16 protein-coding genes are annotated in these 16,241 nt (G+C 38.6%); 7 read left to right on the plus strand and 9 right to left on the minus strand.

Annotation, left to right across the window (positions count from 1 at the left end):
* Positions 1 to 22 precede the first annotated feature (22 nt).
* Complete coding sequence (locus PaeCFBP13512_RS11480) at positions 23 to 904, minus strand: carbohydrate ABC transporter permease (protein WP_069328046.1); 882 nt, start codon at positions 902 to 904, stop codon at positions 23 to 25.
* A 14-nt stretch (positions 905 to 918) separates the two neighbouring features.
* Entirely contained in the window at positions 919 to 1,851 is a 933-nt protein-coding gene (locus PaeCFBP13512_RS11485) for an ABC transporter permease (RefSeq protein ID WP_285097523.1), read from the minus strand.
* Between the two features lie 359 nt (positions 1,852 to 2,210).
* On the opposite strand from PaeCFBP13512_RS11485, the gene PaeCFBP13512_RS11490 reads away from it, so the two are divergent.
* Entirely contained in the window at positions 2,211 to 3,275 is a 1,065-nt protein-coding gene (locus PaeCFBP13512_RS11490) for a LacI family DNA-binding transcriptional regulator (protein WP_137223180.1), read from the plus strand.
* Between the two features lie 65 nt (positions 3,276 to 3,340).
* Here the strand turns inward: PaeCFBP13512_RS11490 and PaeCFBP13512_RS11495 are convergent, their stop codons facing one another.
* Positions 3,341 to 3,991: a stalk domain-containing protein gene (locus PaeCFBP13512_RS11495; RefSeq protein WP_137223182.1), complete on the minus strand. Its 651-nt coding sequence runs from the start codon at positions 3,989 to 3,991 to the stop codon at positions 3,341 to 3,343.
* Between the two features lie 115 nt (positions 3,992 to 4,106).
* Complete coding sequence (locus PaeCFBP13512_RS11500) at positions 4,107 to 4,349, minus strand: NarK/NasA family nitrate transporter (RefSeq protein ID WP_137223184.1); 243 nt, start codon at positions 4,347 to 4,349, stop codon at positions 4,107 to 4,109.
* 278 nt (positions 4,350 to 4,627) lie between these two features.
* Between PaeCFBP13512_RS11500 and PaeCFBP13512_RS11505 the strand changes: the two genes are divergently transcribed.
* Positions 4,628 to 6,445 carry an APC family permease gene (locus PaeCFBP13512_RS11505; RefSeq protein WP_137223186.1) on the plus strand — a complete coding sequence of 606 codons (1,818 nt, stop codon included), beginning with the start codon at positions 4,628 to 4,630 and terminating at the stop codon, positions 6,443 to 6,445.
* Between the two features lie 126 nt (positions 6,446 to 6,571).
* Here the strand turns inward: PaeCFBP13512_RS11505 and PaeCFBP13512_RS11510 are convergent, their stop codons facing one another.
* Positions 6,572 to 6,976: a hypothetical protein gene (locus PaeCFBP13512_RS11510; RefSeq protein ID WP_137223188.1), complete on the minus strand. Its 405-nt coding sequence runs from the start codon at positions 6,974 to 6,976 to the stop codon at positions 6,572 to 6,574.
* A gap of 180 nt (positions 6,977 to 7,156) precedes the next feature.
* Here PaeCFBP13512_RS11510 and PaeCFBP13512_RS11515 point away from each other — a divergent pair, with 180 nt between their 5' ends.
* Positions 7,157 to 7,672, plus strand: coding sequence for a hypothetical protein (locus PaeCFBP13512_RS11515; protein ID WP_137223190.1), 516 nt, complete (start codon positions 7,157 to 7,159; stop codon positions 7,670 to 7,672).
* Between the two features lie 198 nt (positions 7,673 to 7,870).
* The gene (locus tag PaeCFBP13512_RS11520) at positions 7,871 to 8,395 is read left to right on the plus strand and encodes a hypothetical protein (RefSeq protein ID WP_137223192.1); all 525 of its coding nucleotides are present in this window, start codon (positions 7,871 to 7,873) and stop codon (positions 8,393 to 8,395) included.
* A gap of 81 nt (positions 8,396 to 8,476) precedes the next feature.
* On the opposite strand, the gene PaeCFBP13512_RS11525 is transcribed toward PaeCFBP13512_RS11520, so the two are convergent.
* The gene (locus PaeCFBP13512_RS11525; protein WP_137223194.1) at positions 8,477 to 9,433 is read right to left on the minus strand and encodes a DMT family transporter; all 957 of its coding nucleotides are present in this window, start codon (positions 9,431 to 9,433) and stop codon (positions 8,477 to 8,479) included.
* A gap of 182 nt (positions 9,434 to 9,615) precedes the next feature.
* On the opposite strand from PaeCFBP13512_RS11525, the gene PaeCFBP13512_RS11530 reads away from it, so the two are divergent.
* On the plus strand, positions 9,616 to 11,091 hold the full coding sequence (locus tag PaeCFBP13512_RS11530; RefSeq protein WP_137223196.1) for an aminotransferase-like domain-containing protein: 1,476 nt from the start codon (positions 9,616 to 9,618) through the stop codon (positions 11,089 to 11,091).
* Here the strand turns inward: PaeCFBP13512_RS11530 and PaeCFBP13512_RS11535 are convergent.
* Positions 11,075 to 11,893 carry a hypothetical protein gene (locus tag PaeCFBP13512_RS11535; RefSeq protein WP_137223198.1) on the minus strand — a complete coding sequence of 273 codons (819 nt, stop codon included), beginning with the start codon at positions 11,891 to 11,893 and terminating at the stop codon, positions 11,075 to 11,077. The two genes, PaeCFBP13512_RS11530 and PaeCFBP13512_RS11535, sit on opposite strands and share 17 nt — an antisense overlap.
* Positions 11,894 to 12,304: 411 nt before the next feature.
* On the opposite strand from PaeCFBP13512_RS11535, the gene PaeCFBP13512_RS11540 reads away from it, so the two are divergent.
* Positions 12,305 to 13,267, plus strand: coding sequence for a TRM11 family SAM-dependent methyltransferase (locus PaeCFBP13512_RS11540; RefSeq protein ID WP_241669352.1), 963 nt, complete (start codon positions 12,305 to 12,307; stop codon positions 13,265 to 13,267).
* A 72-nt stretch (positions 13,268 to 13,339) separates the two neighbouring features.
* On the opposite strand, the gene PaeCFBP13512_RS11545 is transcribed toward PaeCFBP13512_RS11540, so the two are convergent.
* Entirely contained in the window at positions 13,340 to 13,897 is a 558-nt protein-coding gene (locus PaeCFBP13512_RS11545) for a hypothetical protein (RefSeq protein ID WP_137223203.1), read from the minus strand.
* 12 nt (positions 13,898 to 13,909) lie between these two features.
* Positions 13,910 to 14,659 carry a 2,3-diphosphoglycerate-dependent phosphoglycerate mutase gene (gpmA, locus tag PaeCFBP13512_RS11550; RefSeq protein WP_069328036.1) on the minus strand — a complete coding sequence of 250 codons (750 nt, stop codon included), beginning with the start codon at positions 14,657 to 14,659 and terminating at the stop codon, positions 13,910 to 13,912.
* A gap of 188 nt (positions 14,660 to 14,847) precedes the next feature.
* On the opposite strand from gpmA, the gene PaeCFBP13512_RS11555 reads away from it, so the two are divergent.
* Positions 14,848 to 16,185: a DUF2252 domain-containing protein gene (locus tag PaeCFBP13512_RS11555; RefSeq protein ID WP_137223205.1), complete on the plus strand. Its 1,338-nt coding sequence runs from the start codon at positions 14,848 to 14,850 to the stop codon at positions 16,183 to 16,185.
* Positions 16,186 to 16,241 lie beyond the last annotated feature (56 nt).

Consider the following 16,241-nt stretch of genomic DNA (forward strand, 5'->3'; position numbering starts at 1 on the left):
TACTTGTATTTAGATGCTGTGCTTATTTCAGTGAACCGACCAGAACGCCTTTTTCAAAGTACTTCTGGAAAAATGGATACATGATCAACAACGGTAGACTTGAGATCACAATCGAAGAATATTTAATCATCTCGGACAAGCGTTTCAGCTCTGCCATCGCCAATTGATCCCCGATCATTCCTGGCATCGTCTGGTTCTGAATTAGAATCGAACGCAGTACTAATTGCAGTGGATACAACTTGGCATTATCCAGATAGATCATCGCATCAAAGTAAGAATTCCATTGCCCTACAAAAGCATAGAGCGCAATAACGAAAATAATCGGCTTCGATAACGGCAATACAATTCGGAAAAAGATTGTCGCATCGCTCGCTCCATCTACATTGGCTGCTTCTTTCAATTCATTAGGAATGCCTTTGAAAAAAGTACGTGCCAGAATAATATCCCAAACATTCACAATCCCCGGTAACAGGATCGCCCAGACCGTATCTAACATGCCTAGATTTTTCACCAATAAATAAGTAGGAATCAATCCGCCACCAAAAAACATCGTTACAATAAACATCGTCATAAAAAGATTACGACCTTTTAATTCATTGACAGACAACGCATAGCCAGCAAATACCGACACGATAATCGTCAAAATTGAAAAGCTAACCGAGTAAAACACAGAATTGATAAATCCTCGGGTCATGGCTTCATTGCCTAAAATCTTGCGATACCCTTCCAGACTCCAACTGGATACATTAAACGAAATCCCTTTGTTCAATAGAGCGATCGGGTCCATAAAGGAAGCGATTACAATATAGATAAGCGGTACAATAATAATCAGTACACAGAACGTTAGCAAAATATAATTGATTCCAATAATAAATCGATCCATACGTGAAGACGCTAGATTCATCGCTTACACCTTCCTTAATAGAGCCCTTCGCCCTCATTGAGTTTTTTGACTACAAAGTTCACTGCTACTAATAAAAAGACGTTAATCACGGAGTTAAACAATCCAACAGCCGCAGAATAAGAATAGTCACCTGCTTGTAGCCCTACTTTGTAAACATAGGTTGAAATGATTTCTGAAGAAGGTAAATTCATCGAGGTCTGCATAAGATATGCTTTCTCGAAACCGATCGACATAATTCCACCTGCTGCTAGAATAAATACAATCGCCATAATAGGTCTGATCGTAGGAAGATCAATATGAAGAATACGTTGGAAAATATTCGCCCCATCCAGACTAGCGGCATTATGTAGCTCAGGATCAACGCCCGCCAGAGCAGCTACGTAAATAATCGAAGACCATCCTGCGCCTTGCCAGATACCGGATAAAATATAAATCGATCTAAAATAACCAGGTTCCGACATAAACATTAACGGTTGACCAAATATGGCACTAACCAGTTGATTGATTGGACCAACAGGAGATAAGAAAATAAACAACATCCCTACAATAACAACAACCGATATAAAGTTAGGTGCGTACAAGATTAACTGTACATTTTTCTTTATTTTGGCTTGCCTTACTTGGTTTAACATCAGCGCTAATACAATAGGAATAGGAAAGCTACAAATGAGACCGAATAGACTCAACGAGATTGTGTTGGTAAAAATATCTGTAAAGTTCGGAGAGTTCAAAAATTTCTCGAAATATTTAAATCCGACCCAATCACTTCGCATAATGCCTTTGAGTGGACTGAAATCTTTAAATGCGATAACCGCTCCGTACATGGGTACATATTTGAATATAATAGTCAGGATCAGTGCCGGGGCTAACAAAGCATACAGAAAATAATGATTGTGCCTTTTCTTTAATGTTTTCCTGTGTGCGGTTTCACCTTTTCTTGCTTTTATTTTCTGTCCTACTCCATCCACATGCGTTCACTCCTTCAAGTCCTGTCCTGTATTTAGAAAGGGCTTACATTTTGTTTTGCTTGACTCTGATTTACAATTTAACAAACAATTTGTTCATTCGTCAATACATTTTGTAAAAATAATATTTTACATTTGCATTTATTTAATTTACATTATGGATATAAATGAAGATATCACATGTGTAAAATGCACAAATTAAAGTTTACATTTGTAAACAAAAGTTGCTATTCAATACGAATTATTATACATTTAATACAAATAACGAATAAAAGAGATTATCCTAAATCTGTAATGATTTCTTTTGCAAATATAGGATGGTTAAAGGTGGACAAACGATCATGAAGAAAGAAAAAGTGACTATTCAGGATATTGCAGACGCTTTAAATATATCCCGTAATACCGCTTCCAAAGCTATTAATGGTAACGAGAACATTCCGATCGAAACACGAAATAAAGTCATTCAAAAAGCAGCCGAATTAAAATATAAACAATTTGCTTATGTAGAATCTGACTATTTAATGCCTAAATCTACCGGTAACGTAGCTTTGTTAACGTCTAGCCTACCAAATAATTCACATTTTGGTACTTTGCTTATTAGTGGACTTGAGAAAAGAATCAGTATGGAAGGATATACGATTTCGATTCATATTGTGCGTGAAGCCGATATGCAGTCGCTGACTTTGCCAAATAACTTTGAAGCGTCCAAAGTGGATGGAATTATTTGTATCGAATTATTTGATAAAGAATACAGCCAAAAAATCACCAGTCTGGGTTTACCGACTATTTTTATAGACTGTGCAGTCGATTTAGCGTCTCCTTCATTACAAGCCGATCTTTTACTGATGGAAAATGAATACAGCGTCTATGAAATGACCAAACATTTAATTCAACAAGGGCATCAGCAGATTGGTTTTGTAGGCGATTACAATCACTGTAAAAGCTTCAATGAACGCTGGATCGGTTTTAACCGTGCTCTGTTAGAAGCAGATATCACTTTAGATCGTTCTTTTTGCATTTTAGGCAAAGACGAAGAAATTTTTAAAGCCAAAGACTGGATTGATCGTCAATTCAAAGCGATGACTCACAAACCTTCTGCTTTTATATGTACGAATGATTTTAGCGCTGTTCATCTTATGCAAGTGCTCAAAGCGAATCAAATTAAAATCCCTGAAGATATTGCAGTCTGTGGATTTGATGATGCTTCGGAGTCTCGCATTGTAGAGCCCCCTTTAACGACAGTGCATATTTTCAGTAACGATATGGGAATACAAGCCGCAGAAACCTTATTAGCACGAATCAAAAATCCTACTCGTCCTTATCAGATCGCTCATATCCAGACTCATCCTATTTTTCGTGAATCTTCAGCCGTGGTACCGAAGTCTTCTCTTTCTTCCCGAGCATAACAAAAAGCTTGCAATCCTCCTGAGAACAAGGAGAGCTGCAAGCTTTTTTGGTGATTCAGCTACTATTATTGCTCTTTCCAGACTACACTAATTTCGTAAGCACCTGTCTGATTAGTGATCGGTGAACTGTTAATCGATACCACAAAATCATTATCTTTAGAGCTTACAATGCTCAAGTTATCCGCTTCAATGATCTCACTGTTTTTGGTTACATCTTTGCTCAAATAATAGTCTTTATATGTATTGCCCAGTTCAAGTAGATTGGATTTGGTAGAGTACAACAGGGAAACCTGTTTTTTGTTATCTGCTACATTTTCAACTAGACTGACTTGCTTCGCATCTTTAGGAAAAGGAAAATCGGTTGGTAAATATTTCGTTTTGATCACAGCTGTGGAGACTGCTGGTGTAGCTGGCGTTCCTGTAGAAGAACCACTACCAATAATGACTTTGTTGCTTGCGGCATCAAAGCTAACCGGTGTATTTAATGCTTCACCAATAGAGCGTATAGGAAGATAAGTTGTTCCTTGATAAGAGATTGGAGCTAGTTTTTTGCCATTAGCTGTAGGCGTATATGCTGAACCATTTACCTGAATCCCCAGACCATGATTAAGCGATGCTTTAATACTTTCCAAGTTCGTACCTGCATAGACCCCTGCTGATCCTGTCAAAGCCATACCTACAACTGCTGCTGTCACTAACCAATGCTTCTTCTTCATATAACAACCTCCTGAATATAGTAGTAACTCTATGTTATCAGGTCATGTTAGATTTGGAACCTTCTATAGCCCTATAAATGAATGCAATTTGAACTAAATTAACGATCTTTACAGTTTATTCTTCCCGATTCCGTTGCTCTCGCTCGATCCGTTCTCTCATATGACGATCATATCCATTTTGGTGTAACCACACACTATTATTGACCTGTGCAATCTGCCCGATTCCGAATAAAATACTGATCACAAGAAAGATAAGACCGTAAGCATACATAAAATATCCTAGATAAAAACACGTAATAATTCCGATAAAAACAACGATCGATAATCCCCAAAGGATACGGCGCATGACTTTTCTCATATGGTTCTCCCTGCTATTTTTGTATGATCTCTTAATGTCTTATATACGAAGATAATGGTATAAGCGATTCAAAATAATACACTGTCTATTTTTACTTATACATTTTGTTTAAAATAGGGGATGACTTTTTACAAAGCTAGAGTATAATGATATACGCTTGCCTTAAAAGCTAGCTTAAACAAGCATTGTTTTTCATGCTTGGCTTGTACGAAATGAGTATCTATAACATGTAAACTAATTAGTCTTTCCAAATTTCAAGAAATGAAGGTGTGCACAAGATGTTGGGTAAGTTCAAGCGTATATTAATCGGAAGGCCGATGAAGTCAGCAGAACTCGAAGCTGAAAAATTAGGTCGGCTCAAAGCATTAGCGATTCTTTCTTCCGATGCGCTATCCTCGGTGGCATACGGAACAGAGCAAATTTTGCTTGTCCTCATGGTTGCTGGATTTGCGGCTTTATGGTATTCGGTTCCAATCTCTATCGCCGTACTCGGTTTGTTGGTTATTCTGATTATTTCGTATCGTCAGACGATTTTTGCGTATCCGACAGGTGGTGGCGCTTATATTGTCGCCAAGGATAATATCGGTAAAGCACCTAGCTTAATAGCAGGGGGATCTTTACTTGTTGATTATATCCTAACCGTAGCTGTAAGTTCATCTGCTGGAACAGATGCAATCACTTCGGCTTTTCCAGTATTACATGATCACCGGGTTCTGATCGCGCTTGTCATGATTGTCTTTTTAACGATTATGAATCTGCGCGGTGTGACCGAATCTGCATCTGTACTCGCTGTTCCTATTTATTTGTTTGTTATCGCTATTTTTGTATTGATTATCACAGGTGTCATTCGTTATTTGACAGGTGGGATCGAAGCCGCAGCTCCGCAATTTGATAGCACCGTTTCGAATGTCAGTCTGTTCTTACTACTCAAAGCCTTCAGCTCAGGTTGTTCGGCATTAACTGGGGTAGAAGCCGTCTCCAATGCTATTCCTAACTTCCGTAAGCCTGCTGAAAAAAATGCGGCGGCTACACTATTGATGATGGGTATTATTTTGGGCGCAATGTTTATCGGTATTACATTACTAGCTTACTGGTACGGTATTCATCCAAGTGCAACCGAAACGGTTATTTCACAAATCGCACGGATGACGTTTGGTCATGGTACGCTTTATTACATTATACAGGGTGTTACGGCATTGATTCTGTTCCTAGCAGCCAATACAGCGTACTCTGCGTTCCCGCTACTTGCTTTTATGTTAGCAAAAGATAAATATATGCCTCATATGTTTATGGTGCGTGGTGACCGTCTAGGTTTCTCTAACGGTATTATTATTTTGAGCGTATTGTCTGCATTGTTAGTGATTGTGTTTAAAGGCGATACTGAAAATCTGATTCCTTTGTATGCGGTTGGTGTATTTATTCCATTTACCTTATCGCAATTAGGTATGATGATTCGCTGGATTCGTCTGAAGCCATCCAATTGGGGATTAAAGTTAACGATTAATACAGTCGGTATGTTAACGACATTATCGATTACGTTAATCTTTATTTTCACCAAATTCTCGCAAGTCTGGGTTATCTTTATCTTCTTACCGTTGGTCGTGTATATTTTCTACAAAATCTATACGCATTATGAAAATACAGCAGAACAGTTACGAATCGATATCAAAGTTGATAAGCCAGAAGTGAAAGGCAATACGATTATTATTCCAGTGGCAGGGATTACACGCGTAGTAATGAATACGATCAGTTACGCCAAAACATTGTCTCCTAATGTACTTGCTGTCTATGTTGGTTTCGATGATGAAGCGATTCATAAGATGGAGCAGAAATGGGAAGAATGGAATCCAGGTGTTCGTCTGATTGTACTGAAATCACGGTATCGCAGTATTCTAGGTCCTTTGCGCCGCTTTATAGATACGGTGGAATGGAAAACATCAGCAACCGATCATATTACCGTATTGATTCCGCAATTCGTCACTCATCACTGGTGGGAAACGATTTTGCATAATCAGACCAGTCTATTGATGCGTGCTTATCTGATTAACTACAAAGATGTCGTTGTTGCTACAGTTCCTTATCATTTAAATAAATAGATCATGGCATAGTTAAAAGCAGATCCGCATGTAAAATATAAAAAAAAAGGTAGACCTTATACGAGGTCTACCTTTTTTTGTGGGCAAATTTACAGTTGAAGGATGAGCGTATACCTATATACGTCGCTATTCTGTTACTTTATTTTCATTTTTTTCTACATTGTCTATCTTTTCAACCCAGACCATATACCAATTGGGCTTTGCTTCGTGGTCAACATCGGTATATATGCGGTACGTTGGTGCTTGGAACGTTTGTCGTTGAAGTAATTGAAAGGCTAGTGTTTCTGCCATTTTAGGATCATGACTACGATATCCATCGTATAACTTGCCGATCTCATTGTAGGCTCCACTGCTGATCCATTCATAGGCTTCTCGCTGAGTCTGGACTTCCATCGTCTCATCTGCCCAGCGTATCCAATCAGCCTTGTATTTAGGGGGCTGAAAGAAGGGTAACTCTTGATTCATGCGAATTTCTTCACGGTAATGATAAGTATGATCTGCCGATTTTGAAGATGGATCGGATGGTTGCATAGCTAGCTCCTTTCTATCATACATGTCATTTTATTGGCACATAATAGCAATTGGCGATAACTATTCTGTTACTTTACATGACTATATTGTTGTTTTACAAGTGCCTGTCATGTATTGAATAATAACTCTAGATGATACATAGTCGTCTATTCAATATATGAATCTTTGGAGGCATTTAATATGAACAATACAAAAGCACTAAAAATCATGGTCACTTCTGTTCTCGCTTTATCGATTTCGATTCCTGCCTTATCTGTGTCTGCACAAGCAACTACTGTGAAAGCCACTACTACCCAAACAGCAACTCCAGCTAAAGTTGATCATTTAACTGCTGAACAAGAAAAAAGTCTGATACATGTCGCTGGCTTTGATAATGTAAAACAATTTACCGGATTCTATGCTAACTTGCGTCGTGCAGTAGCGCAAAATAATAAAGAAGCCGTAGCACAACGAATCTCTTATCCTTTATCAATCTATAGCAATAGCAAAAAAAGAAGTATTTTGAATAAAAAACAGTTTATTGCGGAGTACGATCAGATCATGACGACTGAAGTTAAAAAAGCACTGGCTAATCAACGCTTAGACGAATTATTTATACGTGATCAAGGGGTTATGGTTGGTAATGGTGAAATATGGATGGCTATTCTAGATAATAAACTAGGTGTCTATACGATTAATCAGCAAATACATCAGTAATTACATCACAGCACTGATTTGAATATAAAAAGCTGTGTATATACTTAATCTAGCTTGTATAGCATGATGCCCATTCTTTTAATTTGCTATTATTTTACGATATTGTTATTTTATAAGAGATCGCATGATATTGAATAACAGCTTTAGACACATGTTTATTGTTTATTAAATATAATGACTCTCAAGGAGGTAATCATAATGAATCGTAAAAAAGGAATCACGATAGTCATGACTTCAATGTTGGCGGTAACCCTCTCTATGCCTGCATTCTCAGCATCTGCACAAACGAATACCACTACGACTGAACCTACGGTCTCTACAGTAGCTTCTAAAGAAACGACTACTCCTATCAAAGCGGATCAATTAACCGCTGAACAACAAAAAAGACTAGTCAGTGTCGCTGGATTCGATAATGTAAAACAGTTTACAGGGTTCTATGCAAATCTACGCCGTGCAGTAGCCAAAGGGAATAAAGAAGCCGTTGCTAAACGGATTTCTTATCCTTTAGTGATTAACAGTAGTAACAAAAAAAGAAGTATTCTAAACCAGTCGCAATTTATCACCGAATACAATACCATTATGACGGCTAAAGTTAAAAAAGCATTAGCTAATCAACGATTAGATGAATTATTTATACGTGATATGGGTGTTATGATTGGTGATGGCGAATTATGGATCGCTCCTGTAAACAACAAGCCCGGTATTTATGCGATTAATCAATAATGTTAATGTTATACGCTGATCATTAGACAAAAAGACCTCCTAACCGATAGGAGGTCTTTTTTTGATTTAGTCTATTTTGATTTAGTTTTTGTACACTTTCACAATAGGCACCTTTTTATCTCGTGATGCTTTGTTCCGTTGGCTGGCAAATAAAGAACGTAACGTCTCAATATTGGTCAAAATCACCCCGATTAGAATAATCAAGGCTCCTACCCCCATCACCCAATTGAGTGGTTCTTTATAGATCAACCATCCTAGTAGCAGTGCGATCACCGGTGAAATGTATAACCATGTCGAAGGGAATACTGGATTCGTTCGTGAAATTAACCAGTAAAATAGCGTATGCCCACCCATAGATCCCAGTACAATTAAATACAGCAACGAACCGATCGCTGCGGAATTGAACATCGTTTCCATATGTATTTGACCCCGTTCGGTAATCAAAGACAGTACCAATAACATCCATCCTCCGTGCATCATCTGAGCGGCATTTTGTGCAATCGGTGAACTTCCCTGTAATTTAGAAACCACTTGTTTGGAATAAACAGCTCCTGCTGCGTAGCCGAACTCCCCCAATACGACAACCAGACAAGCAATTACCCATAGGGCATGATACTGACCGGATAACCCCGGTAACATCAGTAGAGCAACTCCAACTAACCCGATCATCGCTCCGATAAATGAAATACTCGGTACTTTATCTTTCAATACCACTGATCTTATCAATAAAATAATAGCGGGACCGGTTGCAGACAGAACAGCACCTACACCAGACGTAATATATTGTTCAGCCCAATATAAAGCTGCAAATGTAAAAAAGGTTAATCCTGAGCCGATAAACAGCGTTTCTTTGCGTAACAATAAAGAGAAGCTGATCTTTTTACGTGCATACATCCAGATCATTAAGATCAATCCTGCTGCTAAAAAACGAACTCCTGCGGAAAAGAAAGGCGGTAATCCTGCATCGACCCCGATCTTAATCGCTAGAAATGTGGTTCCAAAAATTAAGCACATTATTGCATACCCCAGTAATACCATCTTCCATTCCTCCTCTGTGTTCTGTTATTGTAAAGGAAGATCAACAGAACAGATGCCATACCATAGAACAGATGGGGATATCTTGGTCTGGATGCAGGTTACACTACATGTACTTTTAGTTTGATTTTGCTTATTCGGGATATCTGTTTGTACCCTGTTATCAATTAGGAAGGAATGTGGATATGACAAATAAACCACTCACTGAACCGCAAAAAAAACAATCCGATTCCATCGTGGATACTGTATTATCCGGACAACATGGGAAACATTCTTTTCAAACGGTTTATACGTATATCCATACACGTATTCAGCGTGGAGACTGGCAAGCACATGCTAAGTTGCCTTCTGTTCGTCAACTAGCAGAAGATACAGGGATGCACCGCTTAACGATTTTCAAAGCCTATCAACATCTTAAAGATGATGGTCATGTCTATGCCCGTGACAAATCCGGTTATTATGTGCAACCGCCTACGTTGCAAGTGTTAACCAATGAAGCTGAATTAGGTCTGCCTTTATTTCAAGGAAATCTAGGCGATCTGCATCGGATTCAAGTCAAATATCAATTTTCTCAAGCTCTGATTACACCGAATTTACTACCAAATCACTATTTTGCTGAATATGTGAAACAGGTATTCGATCTGTATCCCAAGTTGCTCGGTACGTATGCACCTGCACAGGGTGATCTAGAGCTCAGAGAAATGCTTCAACACTATTTTACAGATACTTCTCAATTTCATGTTCATGCCGATGAAATTCTTATTACAACAGGTGCTCAACAAGCGATCTCACTCATTGCTGAAGTATGGATACGCCCGGGTGATCATGTGCTGATCGAATCGCCTGCGTATGCCAGTGCTTTAGATGTTTTTCAGCAAAAAGGGGCTAGATTGGTTCCGATGACAATCAATGCTAATGGTTATGATCTAGCTCAGATCGAACAAGCGATGAAGCAATATAAACCTCGCTTCTTTTACCTTAATCCTACATTTCACAACCCTACAGGCATCTGCATCTCAGCAGAGCAACGTAAACAACTGGTCGATCTAGCCGCTCAGTATCAGTGTCTATTGATCGAAGATGATACCTGTCAGGATATTTATTTTGGGCAAAAGCCACCGTTACCTTTATTTGCTTATGATACAGAAGGATATACGATCTATATTCGTAGCTTTAGCAAATACGTTTCTCCGGGACTGCGAATCGCTTGTATTGTCGCTAGACCGGAATGGTTTACTTCTCTACTGGCTGCCAAGTCACTCGCCGACGGAGGTACCCCTTTGCTCAACCAGAAAGTATTTTTGCATTATTTTACCTCAACACGGTTACAACAACATATCGAGAAATTACGGATCGCATTGCGGATTCGCTTCGAAATGATGGACGAAGAACTCTCCTCAACCGGTTGGTATTATGAACCACCTCAAGGTGGATTTAATCTGTGGGTTCGATTACCCGATCATTTATCGGTTCCTGAACTACTGGCTCGTTGTCTCAAGCAATCAATCTCTTTTGTTCCGGGATCATTATTCGATCATCACGAATCATCCAAGCAATATATTCGCCTTTGCTTTTCTTTTGCCAGTGAACAAGAAATTCGTACTGGTATTCAGCAGTTAGTCGCGATTGCGAAAGATATGGAATCTAATTCTTCTGAATAGCTGAGCGATACGGTTCATCCCATACTATATTGGAAGACTTGGCTTGTAATATGCCTTGTTGGTACTCATAAGTTGTCGTCAGCTCACCCAAAACGTTCATCATACCTACTTGAACAGACGCAGCTACAACGAGGTGCCCGTTTTCGATCTTGTATTGGCGTACAGCGCCTACTTCTACTCCGCTCTCTACAGAGGCGACAGGGTCTTGCAGTATCGAAGTCGGTAAAGTCATTTGGTTCTGATTCCATTGAAGTTCGATCTGTCCTGCATTGACTTTAGCTTGAAAATGCTTATTCCAGGCATGTTGTCCATCTTCTACAGCAATCGATGTACCGTCTTGTCGATAGACTTTAACTTCTGTTTTGTAAATTCCTGTACCATAACCGTTCGTTAAGATCACCACCACTTCAGGCTGACCATCTCCATCGAGATCGGTTGAATAGACCTGTGGCGGATATTCTGGATTAACCACCTGAACGCCATCTAACATGCAGTTGAATGTAGGTGTATGGATAGACATATTTTCATACGTACCGTCTGATTTTTCTTTGCCACGGATCGTAATATGAAGAGCAGGCTCACTTGCGATTACTTTGGCATCTTCCATAATGTTAAATAAGTTGGATTGAGCTACTGGAAAATCTAATTGTTTTATATTAACAGTGTTCACCATTAAAGGTTCACCATTTTCAGTCACTTGTTGATTAGAATGGAACTTGGCTGCTGATACTGTTTCTAACGAAAGAGCACATAAAATAATCGTGATCATCAACCATTTTGTAGCGTTTTTCTTTATATTCAAAAGGAGTGCCTCCTTGATCGTTCGATATTCATATTTAATTTGAAGGTGAAAAGAATTCCAACGTGTGTCATGCTAGCTTCTATTACATGCTAAGCCTTAATCGATGTAATTACCAGAAAAAATTGCTGTTCACAGCAAGTTCCTTACAAATAAGTCTTAAATCATCACTTTTACTTTAGATTACCTACTATAAAGGTTGAATAAACACGATTATTCTTAAAGAAATAAAAGTTGAAGAGTATAATGAAATTATTGTATTTTGAGAGCATACTGAAGATATGTAGTTAAAGGAAGTTTAGGTGTTCTACCATAGTGAATTGTTCCACATGAAACATTTTGCAAAACAGCGCTATTTTTGACTGATTTGCAGGAAATATAATTAGCCGATTGGGCTTAAAGGATGGACGACGATTGGATCAACAACATGCAAGTCCGCAATATATTTACACGTATTCTCATCGTCAAGATGAACATTCTCTTTGTTATTTGGAAATGAGATCTTTTTTCGGCAAAGAAACCGATCAATTTATTCTTAAAAGTGATGTAGCTGTCATGCCTAGTCGTAGCCCGTTTATCAAAGAACGGATTGAGATCCTATACGAAGGCGATACATTAGAAGAGATATATGCTCAAGCAGAACAGATCGATATGTTAGAAGAGACGTTCAAAGTCATTTTTGTCAAAATTAACGATCTGGATTCAGATCACAAAATCGAATATCAAGAACGGCTGGGGATTGAACGTGAAATTGGCATGCGGATTCATGGCGAAGCCGATGTGAAAAATCCTCAACATACGTTTGGTATAGTGCCTTTTGGTGGACGCTGGTATTTAGGTCATTATTTCAAAAACGAAGCTGTCTGGTTCCACAATATGCGCAAACCACAAAATTATTCGATTGCTCTGAATACCCGGCTAGCTAGAGCGGCTGCAAATATTCTAGTTCCTAATCCAGTCGGTATTCAAGCGATTGATCCTTGCTGCGGCATCGGTACTGTACTTGTTGAAGCCTTGTCGATGGATATCAACATCGTCGGGCGTGATATCAACCCGCATATTGCTCAAGGTGCACGAGCAAATATCAAACATTTCGGCTTAAAAGGAGAAGTGACTTTAGGCGATATTGCTGATATTAACGAGCATTATGATGCGGCTATCGTGGATATGCCCTATAACTTATTTTCGACGACGACACCGGAAGAGCAATTAAGTATTCTCAAACATGCACGCCGAATCGCAGATAAAGTAGTTGTGATTACGATTGAAAATATAGATGAGATGATAGCAGAAGCTGGATTCTCGATTACAGATCGTGGTGAAGCCAAAAAAGGAGCCAAAGGCGTCTTTTCCCGTCAGGTTCTCGTCTGCCATTAATTCAATCCAAATAACAACATGTCAAAAGCATCTATAGCGTAAATCCCTATAGATGCTTTTTGTTTATTCATTTTATGAGCAGGCTTGTAATGCATATTTGCGGAATATCCAGCTTAATATTACTTCTAATACCGTGTATATCAATAATCCTATAATCACAGAATATACATTAGCCCATTCTAAATGATACTTTATAGCAATAAAGATATATATTACTGCTATCACAATCCATAATATATTCATTATTCTTTGCCATATTTTTGTAAACAATTGCTTCCTAGCAGGTTCGATGACAAGAGGACCTGATAATAGCAAAGCAAATGTTAATGGAATCGTCTCTCCTAAAGATGCTGTATCTATCCACATCACTACTAAAAAAGTAATTAAATAGAGACTATAATAACGCATACATCTGCTAACATTAAATAATATACTTTCTGTATCTTGATTATAATGTCTCGTCACAATACAACGCATAACAAGTGTACTCAACACAACGCATATACATACGCCAGAAAAAACACTAGCTCTATATCCACTTTCTGAATAAATACGTGTGTATCCTAACGCCATAACTAAACCTACAATGATTAAAATTAAACTTGTTTTCAAATAAGGTTTGATACGCATTGTTCCGCCTTTCTATTCATTCACATTATGTGGATTAGCGACTTCATTGGTTTTGCGTTCGATATGTTCGTCTTCCCCTAGATAAAAGCGGCGAATCGGATTGATATCATCATCTAACTCATATACTAATGGAATACCTGTTGGGATATTGAGATCGGTTAACGTCTTCTCATCAATATCTTCCAAATATTTAATTAAAGCACGCAGAGTGTTGCCATGAGCGGCTATTAAAATATGTTCTTTTTTCTGAATCAAAGGAACAATACAATCATGCCAGAACTCGCCCACTCGATCTACCGTGTCTTTGAGACTTTCACCATAAGGAATCTGATCGTCTGGAATCTGGTTATATCGCATCTCAAGACGAGGACTGCGTGGATCATCTTTTTTTAACAATGGAGGACGTACGGTTAGACTGCGTCGCCAAAGATGAAGTTGTTCTTCTCCATATTTCTCAGCAGTATCTATTTTGCTTAATCCTTGCAAAGCTCCATAATGACGTTCATTTAATTTCCAAGACTTTTGTTCAGGAATCCAAAGCAAATCCAATTCGTCTAATATGTAATGCATCGTCTGAATAGAACGTTTGAGTACAGAAGCAAAAGCGATATCAAATGTATACCCTGCTTCTTTAATTAATCGACCAGCTATTCTAGCTTCTTCTATTCCATGGTCACTAAGCGCAACATCGGTCCAGCCTGTAAATAAATTCTGCTGATTATATACACTTTCTCCATGACGAACGAGAATGATTTTGTACATGAGTCGTTGCTCCTTTTCTTCTACTGCTTCTAATGGAGAAGTATCTATACTTCTTTAACCCACATTATGCTTTTAAAGAACCATTTGCAACAAACGCGCTTTGCGACCATTTTAATGTACGCAATAAGGGTGAGAAAGTGATAGAATAAAACAGATTTATACGGTTACATGATTAGGGGGAAATGAAGATGATACCAACCAATATGACAGAACAAGTTATACATACGCGTACTAAATTACGCAAAGAAACGCTTATTTCAGTATTAGATGAATTTGATAGCAAGATTATGATATTAAGCCCAACCAAAAGAGCTGAGAAATATCGCAAAATGAGTGCTACTGCTTTTTCCTTTTTTCGTGGAAGCTCGTATCTGTTTTACTTTGATGCGACAAGACATTATTTCCCTTACCATACGTCAACCGAACGTCCTACATGGATTCAAGGTGATTTACATTTTGAGAACTTTGGAGCGTTTCGCAATGAATCGAAGCAGATTGTCTATGATGTAAATGATTTTGATGAAGGATATATCGGGTCTTATCTATATGACGTATTACGAATGTCGGTTAGTATAGCGTTGGTAGGCAGACAGCTACAATATACGGATGACCAACAATTGCATCTTTTAGAGCATTATATCAAAGGCTACCATAAGCAAATCACCTGTTTTGTTGAAGACAAAGATGATCCCGCTAAATTTGTGATGGACGAAAATAAAGCTAAAGGCCCTGTACGTAAGTTATTACGCAAGTTAGAAAAGCGCCGTAACGGTCATTTTCTTGAAAAAGTAACAGCGGTTATGCAAAGCGATCGGGTATTTCAAGAAACAGCTGAACTGGTTGTGCCTTCAGAGCAAGAACAATCTTTACTTGAGCAAGCATGGGCATTTTATCAACAGACATTGGTCTGTCATCAAGGTGAAGCCGATCATTATCGGATTAAAGATATTGCGATTAAGCATGGTTCAGGTACAGCTTCGATTGGACTTGATCGGTATTATGTATTGATCGAAGGTGGACTGAGCGTAGAAGGCGAAGACGATGCTGTTTTGGAAGTCAAAGAAGTTCGCACACCGGTTCCTGCTTATTTCTTACCCTATGCTGAATCGTTCTGGCAGATATTCAGTCATCAAGGCAAACGGGTAACGACGACTCAACAAGCGATGCATCACAAGGCTGATCCTTATCTTGGATTTCTGACATTAGATGGACGAGACTTCTATGTACGGGAACGTTCTCCTTACAAAAAGCGTCTCAAACTAGAGGATATCGAAACAATAGAAGATATGGAAAGTGTACTGAGTACGATGGCTAAATTAACTGCCAAAATGCATGCTCGCGCAGATGCCGATGTAAATAAAGGCATCTTACCCTATCATAGTGAAAAAGAAATTCTAAAAGCGATGGGACGCAAACCGGACGCCTTTGTACAACATATTTCGCGTTGGGCTTTTGCTTATGCCGATCAGGTAGAGAAAGATTATGCTATTTTCTGCGAATGGGCTCAGACATTTCAACCGGAATAAATGATAACATCATCTATAAAAGGGACAGTTCATCCTCAAGAGGAGTCTGTCCCTTT

The sequence above is a fragment of the Paenibacillus sp. CFBP13512 genome (assembly GCF_005233705.1).
Lineage (GTDB): Bacteria > Bacillota > Bacilli > Paenibacillales > Paenibacillaceae > Saccharibacillus > Saccharibacillus nuruki.